Source organism: Alloalcanivorax mobilis, from assembly GCF_002864685.1.
GTDB lineage: Bacteria > Pseudomonadota > Gammaproteobacteria > Pseudomonadales > Alcanivoracaceae > Alloalcanivorax > Alloalcanivorax mobilis.
In genome coordinates this window covers 30,408-57,079 of the sequence record NZ_NMQZ01000023.1, presented here as the reverse complement: position 1 = coordinate 57,079, position 26,672 = coordinate 30,408, and the positions used below count along the sequence as shown (strand labels likewise).

Genomic DNA, 26,672 nt, shown 5'->3' with positions numbered 1-26,672 from the left:
ATATGCACGACCAAGAGCGTGATTGGCAAGAGCCACGCTGGATGGACGACGAGCTGCGCATTCTGCAGGGCTCGGTGCGCAGGATCTTTGAGCAGGAATTCGCGCCCCGCGAATCCCGCTGGGCGGCCCAGGGCTACCCGGACCGGGAAGTGTGGACGCAACTGGGTGAGCTGGGGCTGCTGTGCGCCAGTATTCCCGAGGAATACGGCGGTGGCGGCGGCAACTTCGCCCATGAAGCGGTGATCTGCCAGGAACAGGCGCGGGGTTTGGTGAACAGCTTCAGCCTCAATGTGCACAGCGGCATTGTTGCCCATTACATCCTCAATTACGGCAGCGAGGCGCAACGGCGCCAATGGCTGCCACGCCTGGCCAGTGGCGAGCGCGTGGCCGCCATCGCCATGAGTGAGCCGGGCACCGGATCCGACTTGCAAGCGGTGCGCACCAGCGCGCGCCTTGACGGCGACCACTACGTGATCAACGGCGCCAAGACGTTCATCACCAACGGCTACCACGCTGATCTGATCTGTGTGATCGCGAAAACCGACACCCACGCCAAGGGCAGCCGTGGCATCTCGTTGCTGATGGTGGAAACCGACCAGGTGCAGGGCTTCCGGCGCGGTCGGGTACTGGAAAAAATCGGCCAGAAAGGCCAGGACACGGCGGAGCTGTTTTTCGACGACGTGCGCGTTCCCGCCGCCAACCTGCTCGGCGGCGAGCCGGGCCGAGGCTTTATTCAATTGATGGAACAATTGCCCCGCGAACGCATGCTGATCGCCTTGGGGGCCACCGCCACCATGCGCCGGGCGATCACCGACACGGTGGCCTATGTGCAGCAGCGCCAGGTGTTCGGTCAGCGATTGATGGACCTGCAGAACACCCGTTTCAAGCTCGCTGAGTGCCACACCCAGGCCACGGTGGCGGAACGCTTCGTGGACGACTGCGTGGAGCGGGTGTTGGCCGGCACCCTGGATGTGCCGACCGCGGCGATGGCCAAGTGGTGGACCACCCAGCTGAACTGCCAGGTGATCGATGAATGCCTGCAACTGCATGGCGGCTACGGCTATATGCAGGAGTATCCGATTGCCCGCCTGTACACCGATGCGCGGGTAGGAAAGATCTACGGCGGCGCCAACGAAGTGATGAAAGAGGTGGTGGCGCGCTCGCTGGATCAGTGATCCCCGGGCGACGCAGTGACGCGACAACAATAACAGGAGGCAGGATGGATTCCCCCGATGCGCGATTTTTCCCCAAAGGCATGCCTGCGCGGCTGACGGTGCCATCGCTGACGCTGGGCGAGAATCTCGAGGCCGCGGCGCGCCGCTTTCCGGAACGTGCCGCCCTGGTGTTCTACGACGGCGTGCTCACGTATCGCGATCTGCTCGGTCAGGTGCGGGCGATGGCCGGCTTCCTGCAGCAACACTGTGGTGTGGTGCGCGGAGACCGGGTTCTGCTACTGAGCCAGAACTGCCCGCAGTTCGTCATCGCCTTTTACGCCACGGTCAGCCTCGGCGCGGCGGTGGTGCCGGTGAACGCGATGAGCACCAGCGCCGAGTTGGACCACTACGTGGGCGACAGTGGCGCGCGGGTCGCGTTCTGCGCCCAGGAGTTGTATTCGCAAGTGCGCCCCTGCATGGATGCGGAGCGGCTACACCGGGTGGTGCTGCACAGTTACAGCGACTACCTGGGCGATGTGGACAACGACAGCACCCCGGGCTGGGTGCGCGCCCCGGCGCGGGCGATCGACGATCCGGCGCTGGTGCCGTGGCGTGATGCCCTGGCAATGAAAGCCAGCGCCAGCGCCGAGCGCTTTGCCAATGATCAGCTCTGTGTGCTGCCTTACACCTCCGGGACCACCGGCACGCCGAAGGGCTGCCTGCTTGATCACCGCAATCTGATGACCGCCATCTATGCGTCGTCGGTGTGGCGGGCCCTGAACGCCGAATGCGTGTTTCTGTCGGTGGCGCCGATGTTTCATATGCTCGGCCTGCAAAGTTCCATGAACCTGCCGATCATGCTCGGCGCCACCAGTGTCATCATGCCCCGTTGGGACCGCGACCTGGCGGCGGATCTGATTCAGCGCTGGCGGGTCAATATCTGGGGCGCGCCGCCGGCGATGATCATGGATTTCTTCGCCAAGCAGGATTTGACCGCCTTTGATCTTACCAGCCTGACGCTGATTTTCGGTGGCGGCGCGGCGATGCCCGAAGCGGTCGCGCGCACCCTCAGCGACGACCACGGCATCACCTTCAACGAATCCTACGGCCTCACTGAAACCGCCGCCTTTTTGCACGCCAATCCGGTCTCGCGGAACAAACGCCAGTGTCTCGGCGTGGCCACGTTCGGCGTGCTCTCCAGGGTGGTGGACCCGGAGACCGGCGAGCCGCTGCCCGATGGCGAGGTGGGCGAGCTGATCACCCATGGCGAGCAGGTCATGCACGGCTACTGGAACAACGATCAGGCCAACCGCGAGGCGTTTCTGCAACGCGACGGGCTGCGCTTCTTTCGCACCGGCGATCTCGCCTACCGCGACGAGGACGGCTATTTCTTCCTGGTCGACCGGCTCAAGCGAATGATCAGCGTGTCCGGTTACAAGGTCTGGCCGGCGGAGATCGAAAACTTCATGTATCACCACCCGGCGGTGCGAGAGGCCTGCGTGATTTCGGTTCCCGATGAAAAAAGCGGCGAACGGGTCGAGGCGGTGATCGTGCTCAAGGAGGGGCCCGCCGGCCAGGTCAGCGAGCAACAAATCATTGATTGGGCGCGGCAAAAGATGGCGGTCTATAAAGCGCCCCGGCGGGTGGTATTCGTCGATTCGCTGCCCAAATCCGGCGCCGGCAAAGTGCTCTGGAGACAGATCCAAGAGGAGCACCGGCTAGCCTGATCCGTTTTCGAACCCACAATCAAAGGTGACAACATGCCAATAACAATCCGGGCCTTGAAGCCCCTGCTTTGCACATTGTTCTTTCTTTTGCCCTGGTGCGTGGCACAGGCGGATTCCTACCCGCAGCGCGAGATCAGCTTTATCGTGCCGTACCCGCCAGGCGGCGCCACCGACACGCTGGCCCGGGCGGTGGCCCTGGAACTGTCCGACCGTTGGGAGGTGCCGGTGGTGGTGGACAACCGCGCCGGCGCCAGCGGCAATATTGGCAACACCCAGGTGGCCAAGGCCAAGGGCGACCCCTACACCTTGCTGTTCGGCATTAATTTCATCACCCAGGCGCCGGCCCTGTTCGAAAATCTTCACTACGATCCGGTGCGCGATTTCACGCCGATCTCGGAAGTGGCCCGCTCGCAGAATCTGATCGTGGTCACCGACGACATGCCGGTGAAGACCTTCGAGGAGCTGGTCAAACGGGTCAAGGACAACCCCGGCGAATACGAAATGGGCAACTACGGCATGGGCACTTCAAGCCATATCTATGCCGAATACCTGAATAAGCAGACCGGCATGGATCTGCTGCACATTCCCTATCCTGGTGCCGCGCCCTTGCTCAATGCGTTACTGGGCAAACAGGTGCGTGTCGCCATCATCGATGCCGCTTCGGCGCGCTCGCAGCTGGACACCGGTGCCTTCCGGGTGCTGGCGGTGACCGGCAGTGATCGGCTTTCCACGCAACCGGAAGTGCCGACCCTGAAAGAACTCGGCTACTCAGGCTTTGATGCCTATGGCTGGTTTGGTCTGCTGGCGCCGGCGGGCATTGATGACAACGTGCGTGACAAGCTTTCCAAGGAAGTGTCCGACATTGTTCAGGACGAAAAGACTTCGGAGTTACTGACGCGCTTGGGTCTGACGCCGGTGGGCAGTCGCTCGGATGCCTTTGCCGAGGTGGTGCGCGAGGACATGAAGACCTGGGGCAACCTGATCGCCGAGACCGGCATCACCATTCATTGATTCGCGTGCGGCCATTAATGCGGCCGCGCCGGGAGGAGGCATTCCATGAGCAATCAGGCACAGGCCGTGAACGAGGCGTTGCCGCGCTGGTACGCTGGGCACCATGTGTTCGTTGCCGGTGGCAGCAGTGGCATTAACCTGGCCATCGCCGAAGCCTTCGCCGCCGGTGGCGCCAGGGTGTTTATCATCAGCCGTTCGGCGGACCGCGTCGAACGCGCGGTGGAAGGCATTGGTGCTGACGGTGGCGACGCCGCTGGATGCAGCGCCGATGTGCGCGACGCGGCGGCGGTGGAGCGCGCATTGCAACAGGCGCACTCGCGGTTCGGCGACATCGACGTTTTGATTTCCGGGGCCGCCGGCAACTTCGTGGCGCCGGCCCTGGGCATGTCCGCGAATGGCTTCAAAACCGTGGTCGACATCGATTTGCTCGGCACCTTCAATGTGATCCGTACCGCGCACCCCTATCTGCGCAAGCCCGGCGCCGCGGTACTGAACATTTCCGCGCCGCAGGCCTTCAACCCGACCCGCTACCAGGTACACGCCTGCGCGGCCAAGGCCGGAGTCGACATGATCACCCGGGTATTGGCGATGGAATGGGGCGCGGACGGCATTCGCGTGAACTCCCTGGTGCCGGGGCCGATTGGTGACACCGAGGGCATTCAGCGTCTGGCGCCCAGTGAGCAGGCGCTTGAGCAAATGGAAGCGAGCGTGCCGTTGGGACGGCTGGGGCGCAAAGAGGAAGTCGCCAACATGGCGTTGATGCTGTGCTCGCCGCTGGCCAGCTATGTGACCGGCTCGGTGCTGACCGTGGACGGCGGCAGCTCGCTGGCCGGTGGCCGCGATTTCAGCGACGCGCTGGCCGGCGGCTGAGCGCGCTTTTCTTCATTGGCCCGGGCCAGGAGCCGGCCCGGGCACCGCACACCCGCGAAGCGGGCAGGAGAGAAACAATGATCCGTGACCAAGACACCATGAACGCGCTGTTGGACACCATCAGCCGTTTTGTCCGTGAACGTCTGGTGCCCAACGAAGAGTGGGTCGCCGAACACGATGCCATTCCCGAGGACCTTGTCGCCGAGATGAAGGCGATCGGTCTGTTTGGCTTGACCATTCCGGAGCAATACGGCGGCCTCGGCGTCACCATGGAGGAAGAGGCCCTGGTGATGATTGAAATGGGCAAGACCTCGCCGGCGTTCCGCTCCCTGTTCGGCACCACCGTGGGCATCGGCTCGCAGGGCATTCTGATGGATGGCAGCGATGAACAGAAAGAGCGCTATCTGCCGCGCCTGGCCAGCGGCGAGATCATGGCCTCGTTCGCGCTCACCGAGCCGGAGGCGGGCTCCGACGCCGCTTCACTGCGCACCTCGGCGGTGCTCGACGGCGAGGATTACGTGATCAACGGCACCAAGCGGTTTATCACCAATGCGCCGGGCGCCGGCATCTTTACGCTGATGGCGCGCACCGATCCCGGCACCCCGGGCGCCGCTGGCATCTCCGCGTTTATTGTTGAGGCGGACACGCCGGGGATCAGTCTCGGCAAGCCGGACCGCAAGATGGGCCAGCGTGGCGCGCACACCTGCGACGTGGTGTTCGAGGATTGCCGCGTTCCGGCGCGCAATATTATCGGCGGCAAGCCGGGAGTGGGCTTCAAGACGGCGATGAAAGTGCTGGATAAGGGCCGTATTCATATCGCCGCGATTTGCGTGGGCGTGGCGGAACGGATGCTCAACGATGCCTTGAACTACGCCATGGAGCGCAAGCAGTTTGGCGAGCGCATCGCCGATTTTCAGCTGGTGCAGGCGATGCTGGCGGACAGCCGTACAGAGCTTTACGCCGCCCGTTGCATGGTGATGGACGCGGCGCGCCGTCGCGACCTGGGTGAGAATGTCAGCACCGAGGCCTCCTGTTGCAAGCTCTATGCCTCGGAGATGTGTGGCCGGGTGGCGGACCGGGCGGTACAGATTCACGGCGGCGCCGGCTACATGACCGAGTACGGCATCGAGCGGTTTTATCGTGACGTGCGTCTGTTCCGCATCTATGAAGGCACCAGCCAGATCCAGCAGCTGGTGATCGCTCGCAACATGATTCGTGAAGCCGGCTGACGCGCCGCTGGTGACCCCTTATTTCCAAGGAGACGGTGATGAAAAAAACAAATTACTTATCCGGCTTTGTGGGCGCCCTGACCTTTGTGATCGGCGCGCTGCTCAGCGCGCCAGCGCTGGCGGAGTACCCGCAGGATACCGTTCGTATCGTGGTGCCTTACCCGCCTGGCGGCGCCAATGATGTGATGGCCAGGATACTGGGTGAGAAGCTTTCGCAACGCTGGAGCGTGCCGGTGGTGATCGACAACCGGTCCGGCGCCGCTGGCATGATCGCCACGGAGTACGTCGGCGAGGCAAAGCCGGATGGCTACACCTTATTGCTGCCCAACACCGCGGTGATTCAGGCGCCGCATCTTTATAAAGAGGCTCTCGCCGATCCGATCAACACGCTGACGCCGATTGCTGGCACCGGCAGCGCCAGCCTGGTGATGGTGGTCAAGGCCAGTACCCCGGTGTCGACCCCGAAGGAATTCGCCGAGTACGTTCGCGATCATCCGGACAAGGCGGTCTATGGCACCTACGGTGCCGGTTCCAGCGGGCACATGTATGGGCATGTGTTTGCCGAGCAGTTGGGCCTGGACATGATTCATGTGGCGTTCCGGGGCGAAGCGCCGTCGGTGAATGAATTGCTCGCCGGCCAGATTCCGATGGTGATCATGTCCGGCAAAGGGGCATTGGCACTGATCGAGGATGGCCGTTTGCGCGCCCTCGGTGTCACCGGGCCAGATCGCATGGCGGCGCTGCCCGATGTGCCGACGTTCAAAGAGCAGGGCTTCGAGCGCATGGATTATTCCGGGTGGTTTGGCATTTTTGGCCCTGCCGGGATGCCCGAACCGCTGGTCAGCACGATCTCCGAGGCGGTGGTGGACGCCGCCAATGACCCCACGGTGGTGGAACGCATGGGCAAGCTGACGTTGCGAATGAAAGGCGTGCCCTACACGGAATTTCAGCCGTTGGTGGCCAGGGACAACGATCTCTGGGCCGGCATCATCAAGTCTTCCGGGGTGTCCCTGGACTGAGGTGAGCAATGTATTTGACCCAGGGTTTGCACCGGGCGGTGCAGCAATTCCCGCAGCGTGACGCGGTGATCTGCGAAGGGCGGCGAATCACTTATGAGAAGCTGGCGGAGCGCTGCGCCCGTCTCGCCGGCGCCCTTGAGGATTTGGGCGCGCGCCCCGGTGATCGGGTCGCCATGCTGGCGCTGAATGGCAGCCAGCATCTGGAGTATTTCCTCGGCCTCTGGTGGGGCGGCTTGGTGGCCAACGCGGTGAATACCCGCTGGAGCGCCCGGGAGATGATCTATTCGATCAACGACAGCGGTGCCCGCTGGCTGCTGGTGGACGACACTTTCCTGCCCATGGTGGAGGAGCTGCGGGCGGCGTGCCCGGCACTGGAGCGCATTGTCCATGTCGGCGAGCTGCCGACGCCGGCGGGGCTGCTGAGCTACGAGACCTGGCTGGCAGCGGCGCGGCCGGTGGCGGATGGCCGCTTCGGCGGCGACCATCTGGCGGTGATTCTGTACACCGGCGGCACCACCGGCTTCCCCAAGGGGGTGATGCTCTCGCACAGTAACTTGTGGGCGTCGGCGATTGGCCGGCTGGCGGAAACCGATCCGCCGGAGCGTTTTGTCACGCTGCTGACGGTACCGCTGTTTCACACCGCCGGGCTCGGCAAGGTGGTCAGCCAATTGATCGTCGGCGGCACCGCGGTGGTGCTGCCGGCGTTTCGCGTCGAGGCGGTTCTGGGCAGCATCGCCCGTGAGGGCGTCACCGATGCGGTGCTGGTGCCGAGCATGATCCAGATGTTGCTGGACGATCCGACGTTCACGGACTACGACCTGAGCAGCCTGCAGACTCTCACCTACGGCGCCTCGCCCATCTCCCAGGCGTTGCTGGAGCGCGCCATGGCGGCGTTGCCCATGACCCGCTTTACCCAGTCCTACGGCATGACCGAGGCGGCCCCGGTGATTACCGTGAACCCCTGGCGCAACCACCAGGGCGAGGCGTTGCGCAACGGCCTGGTGCGTTCCGCCGGCCGTGCCGGCTGGGGGCTGGAGGTGCGCATCGTCGACGGGCAGGGCACCGAGGTGCCGCGCGGCACGGTGGGCGAGGTGATCGCACGGGGCGACAACATCATGCAGGGCTACTGGAATAAGCCGGAGGCCACCGCCGAGGCCCTGCGCGATGGATGGTTGCACACCGGCGACGGCGGCTACATGGATGAGCAGGGCTACATCTATATCGTCGATCGATTGAAGGACATGATCGTCAGTGGCGGCGAAAACGTGTATTGCGCGGAAGTGGAGAACATCCTGGCGCGCCACCCGGCGGTGGCCGCCTGCGCGGTGATCGGGATTCCCCACCCAACCTGGGGCGAAAGCGTGCACGCGGTGGTGGTGGCGCGCGCTGGCATGGCGGTGGATGAAGCCACTCTGACCGGGTTCTGCCGCGCCGAGCTGGCCGGCTATAAATGCCCCCGGTCGGTGGAGTTTCGCCAGGAACTGCCCCTGTCGGGGCCGGGCAAGGTGCTCAAGCACGTTTTGCGCGAGCCCTATTGGAAGGACCGCCCGGCGCGGCTGTAACGGCGCGCTTCAGCGCAGGCTGACGCCGCCGGTGCCGACGTGTTCGAGCAGGGCGCGCCCAGCGGTGGCGATGTGCGCGCGCATGGCGTGGGCGGCGCCTTCCGCGTCGCCGGCGCGCAGGGCCTTGAGGATAGTCCAGTGCTCCTGGCTGGATTCCGCCATGCGATTCTCGATGGTGATCGGCGTCAGCGGCGGCATGCCCAGCCACAGGGACATAATGATTTTCTGCGCCCGGGGCTGGTTGGCGGCGTCGTACAAGGCTCGGTGGAAACGCTGATTGAGGGCCACATAGGCCTCGGCGTCGCCGTCCTGTTGGGCCTGATCCATGTCGCGCTGCAACTGCTCCAGTTCGTTCAGGTCCTGGTCGCTGAGCTGGGCGCAGGCGTGTGCCACCACATGCCCCTCAAGCAGTTCGCGAAGGCTGTAGGTTTCTTTCAGGTCTTCCACGCCGAAGCGCGAGACGCTGTATACGCCGCGCGCATCGGTTTCCACCAGGCCGTCCGCTTCCAGACGCCGCAGCGCATCGCGCACCGGGATACGGCTGGTGCCGAAGCGTCCGGCGATGTCTTCTTGCACCAGACGTTCGCCGCCGGCGATGTCGCCGCTGAGAATCGCTTCGCGCATCTGCAAATACAGCTCTTCTTCCATTGAGCGGCGGCGGACCGGGGCGAAGGGCGTTTTTTTCGGGCTGGGCATCGAGACCTCTGAAGCTGGTGCCGGTGGTGCCGGCGAGTGTGTCATTTTCTGTATACAGTATACAATGCGCGGCTCGGCAGGCGAGGCCGTTCTTTTCATTGACGCGGAGGATAATCGACCACCATGGCTTGGACCACAGAGGACGAAAAACGCTGGAACCGGGGCAATCCGTTTCGCCAGCACCTGGGGGTGGCGGTGAACTGGGTACGTGACGACGGCGCGGTGGAGATTCAACTGCCGATAACGGCCAATCTGTTGCAGTCCTACGGCATGGTGCATGGGGGCATTTATTGCGTGCTGATCGACACGGTACTCGGCAGTTGCGCTCGCGCCGTGTGCCAGCGCGACAGCGGGCCGCTCACGGTGGATCTGAACGTCAGCTTTTTGCGCCCGTCAGGCCCGGGTGTGATCATCGCTCGCGGCGAGATCGTCAAGGCTGGCCGCACCGTGGTGGTGGGCAACGCGGACGTTCTCGATCAACAGGGCCGCAAGCTGGCCACCGGACGTGGCACTTTCATGCTTAAGGAAGCGGACGTGTATTCGCGGGCGGCTAACGGCTGAGCAGCGTGGCGAAGCGCTGTAACGCATCGACGCCCTGAATGTCGTCGCTGAGCAGCGGCACCTGCCGGCGTGGCAACCGGCCCAGGCGCTGCTGGATTTCTTCCAACAAGCGCTGTTCGCGCTGGTGGCGGGCGCGGAAAAACTCTCCTTCCAGCTGATCCGGCAGCACCCGGTTGATGATCGCGCCGGCCACCGGAATGCCAGCGTCGTGAAGGCTGGCCACCGCCCGTTCCGTTTCCAGAATTGGCAGTCGCTCCGGTGTCAGCACGAATAGGAAGGCGCTGTGTTGCGGGTCCGCCAGATGGCGGCGAGCGCGATGAAAGCGCCGCTGCCGTTCCAACAGCGGGGCGGCCAGGGCGCGGGCGCGATCATCCAGACCGGCCAGCTCATGGTGCTCCGGCTCACTGAGTGGGCTGTCCAGATCGCGGCCCGGGGTCAGGTGCGCGAGCACCTTGCCAAGCTGATCGCCACGGCGGTTTTGTTTCAGCAGACCTTCGGTCCAGGCGGCCATGATCTCCGGCAGGCTGAGCAGCCGCAGCGTATGGCCGGTGGGGGCGGTGTCGAACACGATCAGGTCGTAGCGCGCGCTCTCGTCGACGATCAAGCGGCCGATGCGCTCCAGCAACGCGGCCTCCTGGGCGCCGGGGGATTGCCGGCTGAGGCGCAACTGGCGTTCCAATTCCGGGCGCTGGTCGGCACCGGCGTAACGGGCCATCTGCGCCCGCACCCGCTCCAGATGTTGATCCACTTCCTGGTCCGGATCGATCTCCAGCGCGGTCAGGTTGGCGGCCAGCTTGGTGGGGTGATCGCCGATTTCCCGGTCAAAGGCGTCCGCGAGGCTGTGGGCGGGATCGGTGGAGACCAGCAAAACGCGGCGGTCGCGGCCGGCGGCGGCGAGCGCCAGGGCGGAGGACACAGTGGTTTTGCCGACCCCGCCTTTGCCGCCCACCATCAGCAATCGGCGTTGATCCAGAAGCGTGTTCAGATCCAGTGACGTCATCAGCAACAGCGGAACTGGTCGAGCGGCGAGTGCGGCATGCCCATGCGGCGGTGCCACTCATGGAAACGGTCCATCAGCAGCGGTTGCAACTCCAGGGTGTACCAGCTGGCCGGGTTGGGAATGCCGAGACTTTCCGCGAACACCATCAGCATCAGCAGATCGTCTTCATCACGCCGCGCCCGGGCGATGGCGGCGCGGTAGGGGGCGTTGTAATACTCCGCCCCCAGGTCGCCGGCGCGCTGGTACCAGTGCTTGAGCTTGCCAACGATGCGCGGTGCGCTCACGAATTGACTTCCTCCTCGCGCAGCCGCTTCTGGCGGCGCAGCGCGGCGGCGCATTCCAGGGTCACCAGGATCGCCGCCACCAGCACCACCAGATCCAGGCCGAGCAGGAACCAGTTTTCCTGAAGGTAGAAGCTTTTTACCTGCAGCAACAGGGCGGCCAGCGTCATCACCAGCAGAAACACCAGCGGCCCCAGCGTGTAGAAGGTGGGCCGGCCACGGCGCACCAGCATCACCGTAATCACCAGCAGGGTGAGGCCGGCCAGCAACTGGTTGGTGGTGCCGAACAACGGCCAGATCATCAGGCCGCCGGAGCCGTCCGCGCCACCGGCGCCGAACGCCAGCACCAGGCAGCTGAACACTGCCAGGGCGGTGGCCGGGAACGCCTTGCGCATCCAGCCGATGTTATAGATTTCGCCCCATTCCTGGAAAATATAGCGTTGCAGACGCAAGCCGGTGTCCATGGTGGTGCCGGCGAACAGCGCCGCCATCACCGTGAGCATGGTGCCGGCGACGGCCGCGTCCAGGCCGGTTCCGGCGCTGAGAATCGTCGCGCCGCCGTCCACGAACGCCTGCACGCCGCCCTGGCCGAAGGCGGAATAGACCGCCTGCCAGTCGGACAGCGTGGCGAAACCGGCGGTGGCGGCGATGATCGCCGCCAGGGCCAGAGCCCCTTCGCCGACGGCACCGAAATAGCCCACGAAACGGGCGTCGGTTTCCTTATTGAGCTGTTTTGAGGTGGTGCCGGACGCCACCAGCCCATGGAACCCGGAGATGGCGCCACAGGCGATGGTCACGAACAGCAAGGGAATCATCGACGGCGTGTTCTCGGGCACGCCGAAGTTGATCATCGGCGCCACCACTAGGGGGTTGGCGATCAGAACCGCGGCGTACAGCAGGATCAGTCCGACAAAAAGCTGCAGGCCATTGATGTAGTCGCGGGGCTGCAGCAGCATCCACACCGGCAGCAACGAGGCGACCGCGGCGTAGGCGAACAGAATCAGAATCCAGGCGGCGTTGGCGGACAGGCCCAAAGTGCTTTCCGGCAGACTGATCGGCACCGAGGGGCCGACATAGATGAGCGCGTACAAGGCCACCACGCCGACCACCGAGACCAGCGCCAGGTTCATCTTGCGGCGGTAGATCAACTGGCCGATCACCAGCGCCACGGCGATCGCGCCCCACACCGGCACCACCGCGCCGGGGTTCTTGATCAGCAGCCTGGCGATCACCACCCCGAACACCGCGTTGACCATCAGCAGCACCAGGAAGATGACGATCATGAACACGCCTCGGGCGCGGCCACCCACCACCACGCCGGTGAGTGAGCCCACCGATTGGGCGCGGTTGCGCACACTGGCCCAGATCGCGCCGCTGTCGTGGATGCCAGCGAAGAAGATGGTGCCGAACACCACCCACAGAAACGCCGGCAGCCAGCCCCAGATCACCGCGATGGCCGGGCCGACAATGGGCGCCGCGCCGGCCACCGAAGTAAAGTGGTGACCCCACAGCACGAATTTATTGGTGGGCACGAAATCGACCCCGTCCTCGAACTCGTGGGCCGGGGTCTGGAAATCCGGATCAAGCTTGTAGATGGCCTTGGAGATAAACCGGGAATAGAAAAAATAGCCGGCGGCCATACCGCCCAGGCCCAGTACCAGGAGCAGGATTGCACTCATTGTCTTGTCCTTGTCTTGTCCTTATTCGTCGCCTTTTGCCACTGTGCACAGATTTACTCCCGCGGAAAGCGGGCGTCAATGCGACTAACGTCTGGCGAACTCCCTAGGCAGCGAAGCGGTGGCGCGCTAGGCTTGTTAGCGGCGTCGGCGGTGTCCGGTCACACCGGCCCGGCGAGGTACCATAACGATAACCACTGTCAGGGATGCCAAGTGGGGGAGATTTGTCATGATCAAGGTATTGGTGGTCGATGACCACGATCTGGTAAGAACGGGCATCGCCCGTATTCTGGGCGATCAGGAAGGAATCCGTATCGTCGGGCAGGCGGAATCGGGTGAGCAGGCGGTCACCATGGCCAAGGAGCTCAACCCGGATGTGGTGCTGATGGACATTAAGATGCCCGGCATTGGCGGGCTCGAGGCGACCCGACGCATGTTGCGCCAGGACGATGGCCTGCGGGTGATCGCGGTGACCGTGTGCGAGGACGAACCTTTCCCGTCGCGGCTGATGCAGGCCGGTGCCGCCGGTTACCTGACCAAGGGCGCTGATCTGGAGGAAATGCTGCGGGCGATCCGCATGGTGCACACCGGACAGCGCTACATCAGCCCGGAAATCGCCCAGACCATGGCGCTGCGTCCGTTCGCGGCGGCCAGCGCGGCGCCGCTGGAGTTGCTCTCCGAGCGTGAACTGCAAATCATGATCCTGATCGTCAACTGCCATAAAGTGCAGGATGTGGCCGATCAGCTCTGTCTGTCGCCGAAAACCGTCAATACCTATCGGTACCGTATTTTCGATAAACTGGGCATCAGCAGTGACGTGGAAATGGCCCTGGTGGCGGTGCGTCACGGCCTGGTGGATGCCAACGAGCTGAATCCGGCCTGATCACCGCCGGGCGGCGGCGCTGAAAGGCTTGACAGACAGCCGCCGGTGGCCATCCTATCCGGGGCTCGCAGCCAGTCACCCGACCGCCCGGAGTTCTTTTGTCTCAGTTCGACGCCAAGCAATTTCTGGCCCATTGCGCCCGCAAACCCGGTGTCTATCGGATGCTCGATGCCGACGGCCAGGTGCTGTACGTGGGCAAGGCGCGGGATTTGCGCGCACGCCTGGGCAGCTATTTCCAGAGTAACGTCACCGGCGCCAAGACGCGCGCCCTGGTGGCCCGCATCGCCGCGGTGGAAACCACCGTCACCGGCAGTGAAGCGGAGGCGCTGCTGCTTGAGCAATCGCTGATCAAATCCCTGCGGCCGCCTTACAACATTCTGCTGCGCGACGACAAATCTTACCCCTATATCAAGATCACCACCGCGGACCGCTATCCGCGCATTACCTTTCACCGTGGCAAGCGCCGCCCCGGGGCCCGCTACTTCGGGCCCTATCCCAGCGCCGGCAGCGTGCGCGAGACGCTGGCGCTGGTGGAAAAAGTGTTCCGGGTGCGCAACTGCCGGGACAGCTTTTTCCGCAACCGCACGCGCCCCTGCTTGCAGTATCAGATTCGTCGCTGCACGGCGCCGTGCGTGGAATTGGTGAGTGAAGAGGACTACGCCGCCCAGGTGCAGATGGCGATGGATTTCCTGTCCGGGCGCAGCCGCCAGGTGAGTGACCGGCTGACCCGGGAAATGGAACAGGCCTCGCTCGGGCTGGAGTTCGAGCGCGCCGCGGAATTGCGCGACCAACTGGCGGCGATCCAGGCGGTGCAGCAAAAACAGCACGTGGAGAGCGATCGCGGCGGCGATGTGGACGCGGTGGCGGTGCAGGCCCGCCATGGTCTGGCGGTGGTCGAGGTGCTGATGGTGCGCCAGGGGCGCATCCTGGGCCATCGCAGCTTCCGCCCGGAGACCCGTGGCGAAGAGGACAGTGATGAGATTCTGGAGGCGTTCCTGAGCCAGTATTACCTGGGCGAGCGCGATGACCAGTCGATCCCCAAGGAAATCGTGCTGCCTGGCGAGCTGCCCGGTCAGGCCGCCTTGCAGGAGGCCTTGCAGAGCCACCTGGGGCGGCGCATCCGGCTGGCCTCGCGGGTGCGCGGCGAGCGCCAGGCCTGGCTGAACATGGCACGGGCCAACGCCGAACAATCCCTGCTCGCCGACCTTGCCGCGCGGCAGCATTTGGAACAGCGCTTCCATGGCCTGGAGACACTGCTGGAGGCGGACGCGCCGCTGCGCCGGATCGAATGTTTCGACATCAGCCACACCGGCGGCGAGCGGGCGGTGGCCTCCTGCGTGGTGTTCGATCAGCACGGCGCCCGGAAGACCGATTACCGCCGTTTCAATGTCACCCCGGACATCGGCGGCGATGACTATCAAGCCCTCGAAGAGGCGGTGCGCCGCCGCTATCAGCGGGTCGTGAAAGAAGAAGGCAAGCTCCCGGACCTGCTGTTGATCGACGGCGGTAAGGGCCAGATGCAGCGAGCCTTCGACGTGGTGCAGGCACTGCAATTGGATAACCAGATGCTGGTGATGGGCATTGGCAAGGGGCCTAGCCGCCGCCCCGGCCTGGAGGTGCTGTACCTGCCGGACGGGCGCGAACTGGTGCCTGGCCCGGCCAGTGCCGCCTTGCACTTGCTACAACAGGTTCGCGACGAGGCGCACCGGTTCGCGATTACCGGCCATCGTGCCCGGCGCGGCAAGGCGCGGCGCTCCGGCCTGGAGGACATCCCCGGGGTGGGGCCGAAACGCCGCAAGGCGCTGCTCAACCATTTTGGCGGCCTCAAACAACTGCGTAACGCCTCCCGGGAGGAACTCGCCCGGGTCGAGGGCATTAACGCCCAGACCGCCGACACGCTGTACAATTGGTTCCACGAGTAGCGAGGCCCGGCGGTGGGCGGGCGGGGATCATGAGACGCGCCGCCATTTCCGCTATACTCGCTTTCTTCCCGCTCCGGCTGACAAGGCATTCATGTCCAAGCACGCACGCATTCTGACACTTCCCAATATCATCACGCTGATTCGCGTGGCGACCATTCCGGTGCTGGTGGTGGTGTTTTATCTGCCGTTCAAGTGGAGCGACGTGCTCGCCTCCGCATTGTTCCTGGCCGCCGGCCTGACCGACTGGCTGGACGGCTACCTGGCCCGCAAGCTCAACCAGACCAGCCCGTTCGGTGCTTTTCTTGACCCGGTGGCGGACAAACTGATCGTGGCGGTGGCACTGGTGATGCTGGTGCAAGTGCATGCGACCATCTGGATGGTGGTGCCGGCCATGGTGATCATTTCCCGGGAAATCACCGTGTCGGCGCTGCGTGAGTGGATGGCCGAGCTGGGGCAGCGCTCCAAGGTGGCGGTCAGTTCCATGGGCAAGATCAAAACGGTGGCGCAGATGGTGGCGATCACCATGCTGCTGGGGCTCAAACCGGCGCACATGGTCAGTGGAAGCGTGGAGATGACCGCTCTGTTGTGGCTGGCCTATGCCTGCCTGTACGTGGCCACGGCGCTGACGTTGTGGTCGATGCTGCGCTACCTGCGCGCCGCGGCGCCGCAGTTCCGGGCGGCCCCGCGCCGGCGCCCCTGAGGGTGCCGGCGATGCCCGGCACGATCGGGGCAAAGTACTGAAAAAGCTGAAAAAACAGGGTTGACAGCGATCCGGGCTTGGGTAGAATGCTGCTTCGCGTCAGGGTGATCCTGGCGATGAAAAAGCGGGAATAGCTCAGTTGGTAGAGCACAACCTTGCCAAGGTTGGGGTCGCGAGTTCGAGTCTCGTTTCCCGCTCCAGATTTAAAAGAACCTCGGTTCATGCCGGGGTTTTTTATTCCCAGGTTAACGGCGCGGTGGCAGAGTGGTTATGCAGCGGACTGCAACTCCGTATACGCCGGTTCGATTCCGACCCGCGCCTCCAGTTTAGCCCGCCCAAGATGACAGCCTCCCTCCGCCCGGGTGGCGAAATTGGTAGACGCAACGGACTTAAAATCCGTTGACCTTTGGGTCGTGCGGGTTCAAGTCCCGCCCCGGGCACCATGCTTTTCCCTCGCCGCCGCCATGCTCGGCGAATGTGATGCCGGTCCGTTCCCCCGCTCGCCGGTTTATTGCCGCCATTAAGCGCTTTCTGGTAGTTTAATGCTTTCGTCTTACGATCAGCCGTCAGGCTCAATGCCCAGCGGGCCGGCCATGGCGATCCAGGATGAACAATAACGAGCCGAAAAGGCCTTTCAGGGGGACGCCGTTGATGAAGTGGTTCCGCAATCTGTCCGTGCGGTTGAAGATTCTTTCCGTGGCAGCGCTGGGGATCGTTCTCTTTCTCGCCTATTTTCTGTACAGCTACTACATTGCCGAAACCAACATTCACCACCTCGCCCAGGTGGAGAATCACGATTTTCCCGTTCTTGAGCTGGTCAACGCCAATAACGTGGAGTTTCTGGCGATCAGCAACGCCTACGGCGCCGCGACCAAAGGCATGGACGTCTCCATGGTCGACGATGCCCGGCAGCGCTCGGACCGCTTCCTGGAGCGCCTTGGCGACATCGAACGGCTCGACCCCAACCTGAGCGAGCCGGTGGGCCGCCTGCGCGCCGCCTTCATTACCTACATCACTAAAGCCAACGACGTCGCCGAGACCCTGATCCGGGCGCCCGCGTCAGTGGTCGATGGTGCCTCCCGGCTGGCCGATCTGCAGCGCCTGGAAGCCAACTACAAAGACCAGCACCAGGCCTTCGAAGCGGAGCGCTACCAGAGCTTCCGCCGTAATCTCAATGCCAGCCGCGAAGACAACCGCAACACTCAGTTGATCGGGCTGGCCCTGGGCAGTGTCGCCTTCACCTTGCTCGGATTCATTGCCTTGCGCGTGACACGGGCCATTACCCGCCCGCTGGAAGACGCCGCCCAGGCCGCCGACAGCATCGCCAGCGGTCATTGGGATACCGAGATCCACAGCGACAGCCGTGACGAAACCGGCCACCTGATTCGCGCCATTCGCAAAATGCGAGACGCGCTGAAAACGCGCACCGAGCAACAGCAGCGCGATGAACGTGTCAAAAACCAGTTGGCGGAACTCAATACCCTGATGCGCGGCGAACTGGACGTGGAACAACTGAGCGCCAATCTGCTCGGTTATCTGGTGCCCGTGGTCGGCGCGCAAGTTGGCGCTTTCTACAGCTACGACGCCAACGACAAAAGCCTGGCGATGAGCAGCGCCTACGCGATGCAGCGCCGCAAACACCTGGCCAACCGGTTCGCCTTGGGCGAATCGCTGGTCGGCCAGTGCGCGCTGGAACGCAAGATGATCATTCTCGAGGAAGTGCCGGAGGAATATCTGGTGATCACCTCGGGCACCGGCAAGGCGCCGCCGCGCAATGTGCTGGTGGTGCCGGTGCTGCACGAAGACGAGCTGAAAGGGGTGCTTGAGCTGGGCGCGTTTCAGCCTTTCAGTGAGGGCGACAGCCAGTTTCTGGAGCAGGGCGCCGGATTGATCGGCGTGGCGCTGCACAGCGCTCAGAGTCGTCTGCGGGTGGCCGAGATGCTGGAACGCACCCAGCAACAGGCGCAGTTGCTGAGCCGCCAGAAAGAAGAGATGGCCCAGGTCAATAAGGATCTTGAAGAACAGGCCATGGAGTTGTCCGCGTCCGAATCCCGGCTGCAACAGCAGCAGGAGGAGTTGCGGGCGATCAACGAGGAGTTGGAGTCCCAGACCCAGGCCCTGCGCGCCTCCGAGGAATCGCTGCAGGCTCAGCAGGAAGAACTGCGGGTCACCAACGAGGAGCTGGAGGCGCAGGCCAAGCTGCTGGGCGAGCAAAAAGCGGCGATGGGCACCAAGAACAAGGAACTGGAAATGCTCCACCAGGAGCTGGAAGACAAGCTCAAGGAACTGGAGCTGTCGTCGAAATACAAATCCGAGTTCCTCTCCACCATGTCCCACGAGTTGCGCACGCCGCTCAACTCGATTCTGATCCTCTCCAACGCACTCAGCCAGAACAAGCGCGGCAATCTGCAAGAGAAGCAGATCGAGCATGCCCAGGTGATCCATTCCGCCGGTGCCGATCTGCTCTCCCTGATCAATGACATCCTCGACATTTCCAAAATCGAGGAAGGCAAGATGGACGTGATGACGGACCGCATCGGCCCCGCCGAGCTGGGTGAGCATTTCCGCCGTCATTTCAGCCATGTGGCGGAGAACAGCGGGGTGGTGTTCCAGGTCGAGATTGGCGAGAACATGCCCGAGCATTTCTACACCGACCGGCAACGGCTCGAACAGATCATCAAGAATCTGCTTTCCAATGCGCTCAAGTTCACCGATGAGGGCAGCGTGACGTTGCGCATCGACAGGCCCGGGCCGGAAGAGCGGATCCCCGGACGCCTTCAGCGCGACAGCGCGGTGCGCTTCGCGGTCACCGACACCGGTGTCGGTATTCCTGAACAGAAACAGAAACTGATTTTCGAAGCGTTCCAGCAGGCCGATGGCACCACCAGTCGCAAGTACGGCGGCACCGGTCTGGGCCTGACCATTTCCCGGGAGCTGGCGCGCCTGCTGGGCGGCGAGATCGGCCTGTTCAGCGCCGGCAGCGGACACGGCTCCACCTTTATGCTCTATCTGCCCGAGGGCAGTGCCGACGACCTGGAAGCGGCGCCCGGCGCGGCCCCCGATACCGATGTTGGCGCCAACGCCGAAGCGCACACCGCCTCGACCCGGCCGAGCGCCGACGCGGAGCCGGACGACGGTTTCGTGGTGCGCGAAAAAACCGTGCTGGTGGTGGAAGACGATCAGGCGTTCGCCAAGGTTCTGGTCGACCTGGCCGCCGACTACGGTCTGGAGAGCCATGTCTGCAGCGACGGCGAGAGCGGCCTGGAGTACGCGCGCCGGCATCGCCCCAGCGCCATTATCCTGGACATCGGCCTGCCGGGTATTGATGGCTGGGAGGTAATGGAGCGGCTTAAGGCCGATGCCCGTACCCAGGATATCCCGGTGCACTTTTTGTCCGGTCGCGATGAACGCAAGAAAGCACTGGATCTGGGCGCGATTGATTTCCTCACCAAGCCGGTCAATCCGGAGCAGATCCTGCATGCCTTTTCCAAGATCGAAACCGCCATCGAGAAAAACGTGCGGCGGCTGCTGGTGGTGGAAGACAGCGAAGCCCAGCATGAGAGCATCCGCGAACTGTTCGACCAGAAAGGCGTGGCGATCACCGCCGTCACCAGCGGCGGCGAAGCGTTGGCGGCGCTGGGCGAGACCGTCTATGACTGCATGATCCTGGATCTGACGCTGCCCGATATGAGCGGCTTCGAACTGCTCGAACGGCTGCACGCCAACGAGGACTACGACGCGGTACCGGTGGTGATCTATACCGGCAAGGACCTCAGCCGTGACGAGGAAGCGCGCCTGCGAAAATACGCCGACCGCATCATTCTGAAGACCGAGCGCTCCCACGAACGGTTGCTGAACGAAGCCTCGCTGTTTCTGCACTGGCTGGAATCGACCTTGCCGTCGCATCGCCGTGAGCGTCCGGAGCTGATCGAGCAGCGCGACGACATCTTCGAAGGCAAACGCCTGCTGCTGGTGGACGATGACATGCGTAATATCTATGCGCTCTCGGCCCAGCTGGAAGAACTGGGTTTCAATATCGACATCGCCAACAACGGCCGTGAGGCGGTCGATACGCTGGAGCATACTCCTGACTACGACATCGTGTTGATGGACATCATGATGCCGGAAATGGACGGCTACGAAGCGATGGGGCGGATTCGCCAACAACCGCGCTTCACCGGTTTGCCGATTCTCGCGTTGACCGCGAAAGCGATGAAGGACGACCGCGCCAAATGCCTGGAAGCCGGCGCCAACGACTACTGTTCAAAGCCCATCGACATGAGCAGGCTGACCTCGCTGATGCGGGTCTGGCTGCATAAATAGGAAGGCCGATGAACTCCGAGCAAACGATCAGCGACGATCAGGTGAACCTGGAGGACATCGAAATCCGTCTGCTGCTGGAGGCGATCTACCAGCGCTATGGCTACGACTTCCGTGGCTACAGCCAGGCGTCCATGCGCCGCCGGGTGCTGCACCGCCTGTCGATGTCCGGATTGCCCTCGGTGCTGAGAATGACCGAGCACGTTTTGCGTGACCGCCAGTTCTTCGTCACCCTGCTCAACGACCTCACCATCAACGTCACTGAAATGTACCGCGATCCGGAGTTCTATCGCGCGTTTCGCAATGAGGTGGTGCCGATCCTGAAAACGTTTCCGTTTATCAAGATCTGGCATGCCGGTTGCGCCACCGGTGAGGAGATTTACTCCATGGCGATTCTGCTCGAAGAAGAACAGCTTTATGAGCGCGCCATGATTTACGCCACCGATATCGATAAAAACGTACTCACGGCGGCCAAGAAGGGCATTTATTCGATCCATGCGTTTAAACAATACGCGGACAACTACCGCCGCGCCGGTGGCCGCCACTCACTCAGTGATTACACCACCGCGCGCTATGACAGCGTGATCATGGATCAGCGTCTGAAACGCAATATCGTGTTCGCCGATCATGACCTGGCCACCGATCAGGTGTTTGGCGAAATGCATGTGATACTCTGCCGCAACGTTTTGATTTACTTCGATCGGCAGTTGCAGGGCAGAGTGATTCAATTGTTTTCGGAGAGCCTGGATATGGGCGGCTTTCTCTGCCTTGGCACGAAAGAGAGCCTGCGCTTTAGTGGCAATGAAGAGGCTTTCGAGGTGGTCAACAAGCCACTGCGGATATTCCGAAAGACACAATTACACCGGACTTGACGATCCGCGCGCGGATCGCCGGGTCGTTCACTGAACATTGAGAAGATCATGATCGAGCAGAAACTGTTGTTGGTCGACGACCAGCCCGCCAATCTGGTCTCCCTGGAAGCGATTCTGGAAGATCAGGGCCGTGTATTGCTAAAAGCCGAATCCGGCCAGGATGCCCTTAAGATTCTGCTCAAGGAGGACATCTCGCTGGTGCTGCTGGATGTGCAGATGCCTGGCATGGACGGCTTCGAAGTGGCGGAATTGATGCGCCAGCGCAACGACACCAAGACCATTCCGATTATTTTCGTCACCGCCATCAGCAAGGAAAAAAAATACGTGTTCCGGGGCTATCAGGCCGGCGCGGTGGATTATCTTTTCAAGCCGCTGGACCCGCTGATTCTCAAGAGCAAGGTGAATTTCTTCCTGGAGCTGGACCGGCAGCGCCGCGATCTGCAGGCCAAGCTGAAAGAAGCCCAGGCGCACCGTGCCGCCTACGAGGCGGAGAAGCGCAATCGACAGAACGGTGGCTGATGCGCAGCGGCGCCATGGTGACGCGCATGGAAGCGGTGGTAATGGGGGCATCCTGGGGCGGGCTGAATGCCTACTCACGGATTCTGACCAGCTTGCCGGCGCACTTTCCCGCCGCTGTGCTGTTGGTGCAACACCAGAACGCCAGCGCCGATAATCGCCTGGCCTGGTTGTTGCGTCGCTATTGCCGATTGCCGGTGATCTCGCCACGGGACAAAGAGCCGATTCGGGCCGGTCACGTCTACGTGGCACCGCCGGGCTACCACATGCTGGTGGACCGTGACCGGACGGTCGCCTTGTCTATGTCCCGACCGGTGCATTTTTCGCGCCCGTCGATTGATGAATTGTTTTTTTCCGCCGGCCACATCTATGGGGGAAATGTGATAGGCGTGGTGTTGACCGGGGCCAATGAAGATGGCGCCGAAGGCCTGGACTATATTCGCCGCCGGGGCGGCATGACCCTGGCGCAGTCGCCGGCCAGCAGTGAAGCGCCGGCAATGCCCGAAGCGGCCATTGCCAAAGGCGCGGTGCGAGAAACGCTCGATCTGGAACGGATCGGCCCGTATCTGGCTGGCGCGCTGCCATAAAGATTGTGAACGGGCTCTTTTTGGGTTGTGAGATGAAGAAACAGAACATCCTGGTCGTTGATGACCGCCGGGAGAACCTGATCGCCATGGAGGCGTTGCTGGACGCCGATGACCGCAACCTGGTGATGGCGCAAACCGGCAATGAGGCCCTGGCCCTGGCCCTCAAGCACGATTTCGCGCTGGTGCTGCTGGACGTGCAGATGCCGGATATGGACGGTTTCGAGGTCGCCACCCTGATGCGCCGCAACCGTAAGACCCGCCATCTCCCGATCATTTTCGTGACCGCGCTCTCCAAAGAGGGCAAATATGTTTCCCAGGGCTATCGCAATGGTGCGGTGGACTATCTTTTCAAGCCCGTGGATGAACAGATCCTGGACGCCAAGGTCAATGTATTTCTGGAGCTGGACCGTCAGCGTCGGAAGTTGGAACAGGCGGTGGTGCAGATGAAGCGCCTCAAGGACGAAAACGAGCGCTTGCTGCACGCCCTCGGTGACGCCGTGATCGGCGTCGATGCCGGCGGGCGGATCACCTTCTGCAACGACGCCGCCGGCGCCTTGTTGGATGTGGACCGCGAGGCTCTGTTGGGTGAACCGGTGGCGCCCTTGTTGCTCAATGAGCCAGGACTGCCGCTGACGGCGGACGCCGCTGAGAGTGCATGGCGGCACAGCGAGGTGTTTGGTCGCTGCTCCAAGGGCGGTGATTGGCAAGCGCAACTGGCGGCAACGCCGGGAGCGGGCGGCGAGGCGGTGCCGCTGAGCGTGCGCGCGAGCCCGGTCAGGCGCGAAAGCGGCGATTTCACCGGCGTGGTGCTGGTGCTGCGCCGGCGCGACTCGCATCCAGCCGGTGAGCCGCGCGATGAGCGCCGCCGTGAACCGCGCAAGCGCCTGTTTCGCGAACTGGTGGTGTTCGACCGCGACACCGGTGGTAACGTGGGCAGGTTGGAGAATTTGAGCCCGGGGGGCTTCAAGCTGTTGCTGCGTCGCGAGGTGGTACCCGGCCAGCGGTTGCAACTGGGCATGGTGCTGCCCGACCAGATCGGCGGCGTTAACACTCTGAGCTTCAACGCCAGGGTGATATGGAGCGAGGCCCTGGAAGGGGCGGGCCGGAATGACGTGGACCAATACCACGCCGGCTTCCAGTTTCTGGATCTCTCCGATAGCAACAGCGAGATTGTCGGAACTCTGATGGACAGGTACTGAGATGAACGAAGCGGAAGCGATCATTGAGCAAAGCGAACTGCCCGTGGACAACGGCGGGCCGCTGTTACTGCCCTACGGGTTTGCCCGGCGGTTCGGTGTATTGCTGCGGGAAAAAGACGGCCGGCATGAGCTTTGCTGCCGCCAGGACGTGTCGTTGCCGGCTCTGGGCGAGGTGCAACGCTGGTTGGGCGGTCTGCCGCCGCTGGTGACGATGGACGATGGCACTTTCAGCACCACCATGGCGCTCACCTATGAGCAGCAGCGGGGGGCCGCCGCCGAGGCGGCGGACAATCTGGAAGGCCTGGACCTGGCCAGCCTGGCCGATTCCCTGCCGGAGACCTCCGATCTGCTCGAGCAGGAAGACGACGCGCCGATCATCCGCCTGATCAACGCCCTGTTCCAGGAGGCGATCCGCGAGGACGCCTCGGACATTCATATTGAAACCTTCGAGCGCCGCCTGGTGGTGCGTATGCGCGTGGACGGCGTGTTGCGCGAAGTGCTCACGCCGAAGCGCGAGCTGGCGCCGCTGCTGGTGTCGCGGATCAAGGTTATGGCGCGGCTCGACATCGCCGAAAAGCGGGTGCCCCAGGATGGCCGCATCTCGCTGCGGCTCGGTGGCCGTGACGTGGACGTGCGGGTGTCGACGATGCCCTCCAGTAATGGCGAGCGGGTGGTGTTGCGCTTGCTGGATAAACAGGCCGGGCGGCTGCAGGTGTCGCACCTGGGCATGGGCGAAGTTTGCGATGCCCACATGCGTGAGCTGATCCACAAACCGCACGGCATTATTCTGGTCACCGGGCCCACCGGCTCGGGGAAAACCACCACTCTGTACGCGTCGCTGACCGAGCTCAACGACGCTTCGCGCAATATCCTCACCGTTGAGGACCCGATCGAATATCAGCTGGAAGGCATTGGCCAGACCCAGGTCAACACCAAGGTGGAAATGACCTTCGCGCGCGGCCTGCGCGCGATTCTCCGCCAGGATCCGGACGTGGTCATGATCGGTGAGATTCGTGACCTGGAGACCGCGGAGATCGCGGTGCAGGCATCGCTCACCGGTCACCTGGTGCTCTCCACCTTGCACACCAACACCGCGGTGGGCGCGGTGACGCGGTTGCAGGACATGGGCATCGAATCGTTTCTGCTGTCCAGCTCGCTGTTGGGCGCGCTGGCCCAGCGGCTGGTGCGGGTGCTCTGCGACGATTGCAAAACGCCTTATCAGCCCAGCGCCGGTGAACGCGAAATCATTGGCCTGGCGCCGGACCAGGAGGTCACCCTGTTCCGTCCAACGGGTTGTGAGCACTGCAATCAGCAGGGCTATCGCGGCCGTACCGGCATCTATGAGCTGGTGATTATCGATGACACCATGCGCCAGTTAATTCACGACCGCGCCGGCGAGCTGCAGCTCACCCGTCATGCGCGCACCCTGACGCCGAGTATCCGCGAAGACGGCTGGCGCAAGGTGCTCTCCGGCGCCACCACCATTGAAGAAGTATTACGGGTCACCCGGGAAGACTGACCGGGGACACGGCGCGGCCGTCGGATCGGGTGGAAAACCCGGACGACGCCGCGCTGTTTCGTGGCCGCCACCGGCCGGCCACCGTGCAAGGAGGGATGTGGGTGAACTCAGAAGTAATGACGATGGCGGGCGGACACTGACATGCCGGCTTTCGAATTCCGATCCCTGGACCACAGGGGCAAGGTTAAACGCGGCACCACCGAGGCGGACAGCGCCCGCCAGGTGCGCCAGCAATTGCGCGCCAAGGGCTGGGTGCCGCTGGAAGTGTCCGAAGCCCGTGACCGTCACACTGGTGGGGGGTTCAGTGCGCGTTTTTCCGGCTCCGGCAAGCTCAAGGGTGGCGAACAGGCGCTGATTACCCGGCAAATGGCGACGCTGCTGAAATCCGGTCTGCCGGTGGAGCAGGCGCTTGGCGCCGTCGCCAAACAGGCGGGCAATCCCCGCGTTGAACGCATCGTGATGGCGGTGCGCGCCAAGGTGCTGGAGGGCTTCAGCCTGGCCAAGGCCCTGACCGAATACCCGCGCGCCTTTCCCGAAATGTACCGGGCCACGGTGGCGGCCGGCGAGCAGAGCGGCCATCTTGAACAGGTGCTCGAACAGCTCGCCGATTATCTGGAAACCCGTGACGACACCGGCCGAACGGTCAGTCAGGCGATGATCTACCCCGCTTTTATCATGGTATTTTCGGTGCTGATCATCGGTTTTTTGATGGCCTTCGTGGTGCCCAAGATGGTGGCGGTGTTCGCCAATCGCGAGCAGGCTCTGCCGTTCGTCACGGTGGCGGTGATCGCGCTCAGTGATTTCGTGCGTGCCTGGGGCTGGCTGGTGGCGCTGATCGTGATTGGCGCGATCTTCGCCTTCGCCAGGGCGATGCGCGACGACGGCTTCCGCATGCGGGTGCATCGCCGGTTGGCCACGCTGCCGTTGATCGGCACCATGATGCGCGCCTCGGACAGCGCCCGCCTGGCGAGCACCATGAGTATTCTCGGCCGCTCCGGCGTGCCGCTGGTGGACGCGCTGTTCATTGCCTCCCAGGTAGTGGGCAACCTGGCGATTCGCGAGGCGGTGCAGAACGCGGCGGCGCGGGTGCGCGAGGGCGGCAATCTGAGCCGCGCCCTGGATAAAAGCGGTTACTTTCCGCCCATGCTGGTGCAGATGATCGCCAGTGGCGAAACCAGCGGCGAGCTCGACAACATGCTCAGCCGGGCGGCGGACTATCAAGAGCGCGAACTCAACAGCACGATCCAGACCATGGTCGGGCTGCTGGGCCCGATGATGCTGCTGATGATGGCCGGGTTCGTGATTCTTATCGTGCTGGCGGTGATGTTGCCGATCATGCAGATGAACAATTTCATGGCGGGGTAGGGT

The 26,672-nt window shown here is 63.2% G+C and carries 22 protein-coding genes and 3 tRNA genes; 21 read left to right on the top strand and 4 right to left on the bottom strand.

The features are described from left to right. The first annotated feature begins 2 nt into the window (after positions 1 to 2). The 7 genes from CGS25_RS12615 (at position 3) to CGS25_RS12585 (ending at position 8,572) form a co-directional block, all read left to right on the top strand. On the top strand, positions 3 to 1,175 hold the full coding sequence (locus CGS25_RS12615) for an acyl-CoA dehydrogenase family protein (protein WP_101675687.1): 1,173 nt from the start codon (positions 3 to 5) through the stop codon (positions 1,173 to 1,175). A gap of 44 nt (positions 1,176 to 1,219) precedes the next feature. Beyond that, positions 1,220 to 2,881, top strand: coding sequence for a long-chain-fatty-acid--CoA ligase (locus tag CGS25_RS12610; RefSeq protein WP_101675686.1), 1,662 nt, complete (start codon positions 1,220 to 1,222; stop codon positions 2,879 to 2,881). A 33-nt stretch (positions 2,882 to 2,914) separates the two neighbouring features. Next, the gene (locus CGS25_RS12605; protein WP_101675685.1) at positions 2,915 to 3,892 is read left to right on the top strand and encodes a Bug family tripartite tricarboxylate transporter substrate binding protein; all 978 of its coding nucleotides are present in this window, start codon (positions 2,915 to 2,917) and stop codon (positions 3,890 to 3,892) included. 45 nt (positions 3,893 to 3,937) lie between these two features. Beyond that, positions 3,938 to 4,762, top strand: coding sequence for an SDR family oxidoreductase (locus CGS25_RS12600; protein WP_101675684.1), 825 nt, complete (start codon positions 3,938 to 3,940; stop codon positions 4,760 to 4,762). A gap of 77 nt (positions 4,763 to 4,839) precedes the next feature. Beyond that, positions 4,840 to 5,991 (top strand): acyl-CoA dehydrogenase family protein, encoded by a 1,152-nt coding sequence (locus tag CGS25_RS12595; protein ID WP_101675683.1) that lies wholly within the window; start codon positions 4,840 to 4,842, stop codon positions 5,989 to 5,991. A gap of 38 nt (positions 5,992 to 6,029) precedes the next feature. Beyond that, the gene (locus CGS25_RS12590; RefSeq protein ID WP_089031948.1) at positions 6,030 to 7,010 is read left to right on the top strand and encodes a Bug family tripartite tricarboxylate transporter substrate binding protein; all 981 of its coding nucleotides are present in this window, start codon (positions 6,030 to 6,032) and stop codon (positions 7,008 to 7,010) included. 8 nt (positions 7,011 to 7,018) lie between these two features. Continuing rightward, the gene (locus CGS25_RS12585; protein WP_101675682.1) at positions 7,019 to 8,572 is read left to right on the top strand and encodes a long-chain-fatty-acid--CoA ligase; all 1,554 of its coding nucleotides are present in this window, start codon (positions 7,019 to 7,021) and stop codon (positions 8,570 to 8,572) included. 9 nt (positions 8,573 to 8,581) lie between these two features. Here the strand turns inward: CGS25_RS12585 and CGS25_RS12580 are convergent, their stop codons facing one another. After that, positions 8,582 to 9,268 carry a GntR family transcriptional regulator gene (locus tag CGS25_RS12580; protein ID WP_198588786.1) on the bottom strand — a complete coding sequence of 229 codons (687 nt, stop codon included), beginning with the start codon at positions 9,266 to 9,268 and terminating at the stop codon, positions 8,582 to 8,584. A 123-nt stretch (positions 9,269 to 9,391) separates the two neighbouring features. On the opposite strand from CGS25_RS12580, the gene CGS25_RS12575 reads away from it, so the two are divergent. Continuing rightward, positions 9,392 to 9,829 carry a PaaI family thioesterase gene (locus tag CGS25_RS12575; RefSeq protein ID WP_101675681.1) on the top strand — a complete coding sequence of 146 codons (438 nt, stop codon included), beginning with the start codon at positions 9,392 to 9,394 and terminating at the stop codon, positions 9,827 to 9,829. On the opposite strand, the gene CGS25_RS12570 is transcribed toward CGS25_RS12575, so the two are convergent. Genes CGS25_RS12570 through CGS25_RS12560 form a run of 3 tightly spaced genes read right to left on the bottom strand, consistent with a single transcriptional unit; the run spans position 9,819 to position 12,789 of the window. Further along, complete coding sequence (locus CGS25_RS12570; protein WP_101675680.1) at positions 9,819 to 10,829, bottom strand: ArsA family ATPase; 1,011 nt, start codon at positions 10,827 to 10,829, stop codon at positions 9,819 to 9,821. The two genes, CGS25_RS12575 and CGS25_RS12570, sit on opposite strands and share 11 nt — an antisense overlap. Then, a complete protein-coding gene (locus CGS25_RS12565; RefSeq protein ID WP_089034485.1) occupies positions 10,829 to 11,098 on the bottom strand; it encodes a cory-CC-star protein in 270 nt (89 codons plus the stop codon). The genes CGS25_RS12570 and CGS25_RS12565 overlap by 1 nt, the downstream gene beginning before the upstream one ends. 11 nt (positions 11,099 to 11,109) lie before the next feature. Continuing rightward, complete coding sequence (locus tag CGS25_RS12560; RefSeq protein WP_089031944.1) at positions 11,110 to 12,789, bottom strand: carbon starvation CstA family protein; 1,680 nt, start codon at positions 12,787 to 12,789, stop codon at positions 11,110 to 11,112. Positions 12,790 to 13,015: 226 nt separating this feature from the next. On the opposite strand from CGS25_RS12560, the gene uvrY reads away from it, so the two are divergent. The 13 genes from uvrY (at position 13,016) to gspF (ending at position 26,669) form a co-directional block, all read left to right on the top strand. Further along, positions 13,016 to 13,669: a UvrY/SirA/GacA family response regulator transcription factor gene (gene uvrY / locus CGS25_RS12555; RefSeq protein ID WP_101675679.1), complete on the top strand. Its 654-nt coding sequence runs from the start codon at positions 13,016 to 13,018 to the stop codon at positions 13,667 to 13,669. A gap of 98 nt (positions 13,670 to 13,767) precedes the next feature. Further along, positions 13,768 to 15,591: an excinuclease ABC subunit UvrC gene (uvrC, locus tag CGS25_RS12550; RefSeq protein WP_101675678.1), complete on the top strand. Its 1,824-nt coding sequence runs from the start codon at positions 13,768 to 13,770 to the stop codon at positions 15,589 to 15,591. Between the two features lie 91 nt (positions 15,592 to 15,682). After that, complete coding sequence (pgsA, locus tag CGS25_RS12545) at positions 15,683 to 16,291, top strand: CDP-diacylglycerol--glycerol-3-phosphate 3-phosphatidyltransferase (RefSeq protein ID WP_089031941.1); 609 nt, start codon at positions 15,683 to 15,685, stop codon at positions 16,289 to 16,291. A gap of 124 nt (positions 16,292 to 16,415) precedes the next feature. After that, positions 16,416 to 16,491, top strand: a tRNA-Gly gene (locus CGS25_RS12540). 50 nt (positions 16,492 to 16,541) lie between these two features. After that, a tRNA-Cys gene (locus CGS25_RS12535) sits at positions 16,542 to 16,615 on the top strand. 32 nt (positions 16,616 to 16,647) lie between these two features. Beyond that, positions 16,648 to 16,734 (top strand) — tRNA-Leu (locus tag CGS25_RS12530). A gap of 208 nt (positions 16,735 to 16,942) precedes the next feature. Beyond that, positions 16,943 to 20,614, top strand: a complete 3,672-nt coding sequence (locus tag CGS25_RS12525; protein WP_101675677.1) for a response regulator — start codon at positions 16,943 to 16,945, stop codon at positions 20,612 to 20,614. A gap of 8 nt (positions 20,615 to 20,622) precedes the next feature. Continuing rightward, positions 20,623 to 21,483: a CheR family methyltransferase gene (locus tag CGS25_RS12520; RefSeq protein ID WP_089031939.1), complete on the top strand. Its 861-nt coding sequence runs from the start codon at positions 20,623 to 20,625 to the stop codon at positions 21,481 to 21,483. 48 nt (positions 21,484 to 21,531) lie between these two features. After that, the gene (locus tag CGS25_RS12515; RefSeq protein ID WP_089031938.1) at positions 21,532 to 22,002 is read left to right on the top strand and encodes a response regulator; all 471 of its coding nucleotides are present in this window, start codon (positions 21,532 to 21,534) and stop codon (positions 22,000 to 22,002) included. After that, the gene (locus CGS25_RS12510) at positions 22,002 to 22,586 is read left to right on the top strand and encodes a chemotaxis protein CheB (RefSeq protein ID WP_232802395.1); all 585 of its coding nucleotides are present in this window, start codon (positions 22,002 to 22,004) and stop codon (positions 22,584 to 22,586) included. The genes CGS25_RS12515 and CGS25_RS12510 overlap by 1 nt, the downstream gene beginning before the upstream one ends. Before the next feature lie 32 nt (positions 22,587 to 22,618). Then, a complete protein-coding gene (locus CGS25_RS12505; protein ID WP_089031937.1) occupies positions 22,619 to 23,785 on the top strand; it encodes a response regulator in 1,167 nt (388 codons plus the stop codon). 1 nt (position 23,786) lies between these two features. After that, positions 23,787 to 25,304: a type II secretion system ATPase GspE gene (gene gspE, locus CGS25_RS12500; protein ID WP_101675676.1), complete on the top strand. Its 1,518-nt coding sequence runs from the start codon at positions 23,787 to 23,789 to the stop codon at positions 25,302 to 25,304. A gap of 141 nt (positions 25,305 to 25,445) precedes the next feature. Next, positions 25,446 to 26,669 carry a type II secretion system inner membrane protein GspF gene (gspF, locus tag CGS25_RS12495; RefSeq protein ID WP_101675675.1) on the top strand — a complete coding sequence of 408 codons (1,224 nt, stop codon included), beginning with the start codon at positions 25,446 to 25,448 and terminating at the stop codon, positions 26,667 to 26,669. Positions 26,670 to 26,672 lie beyond the last annotated feature (3 nt).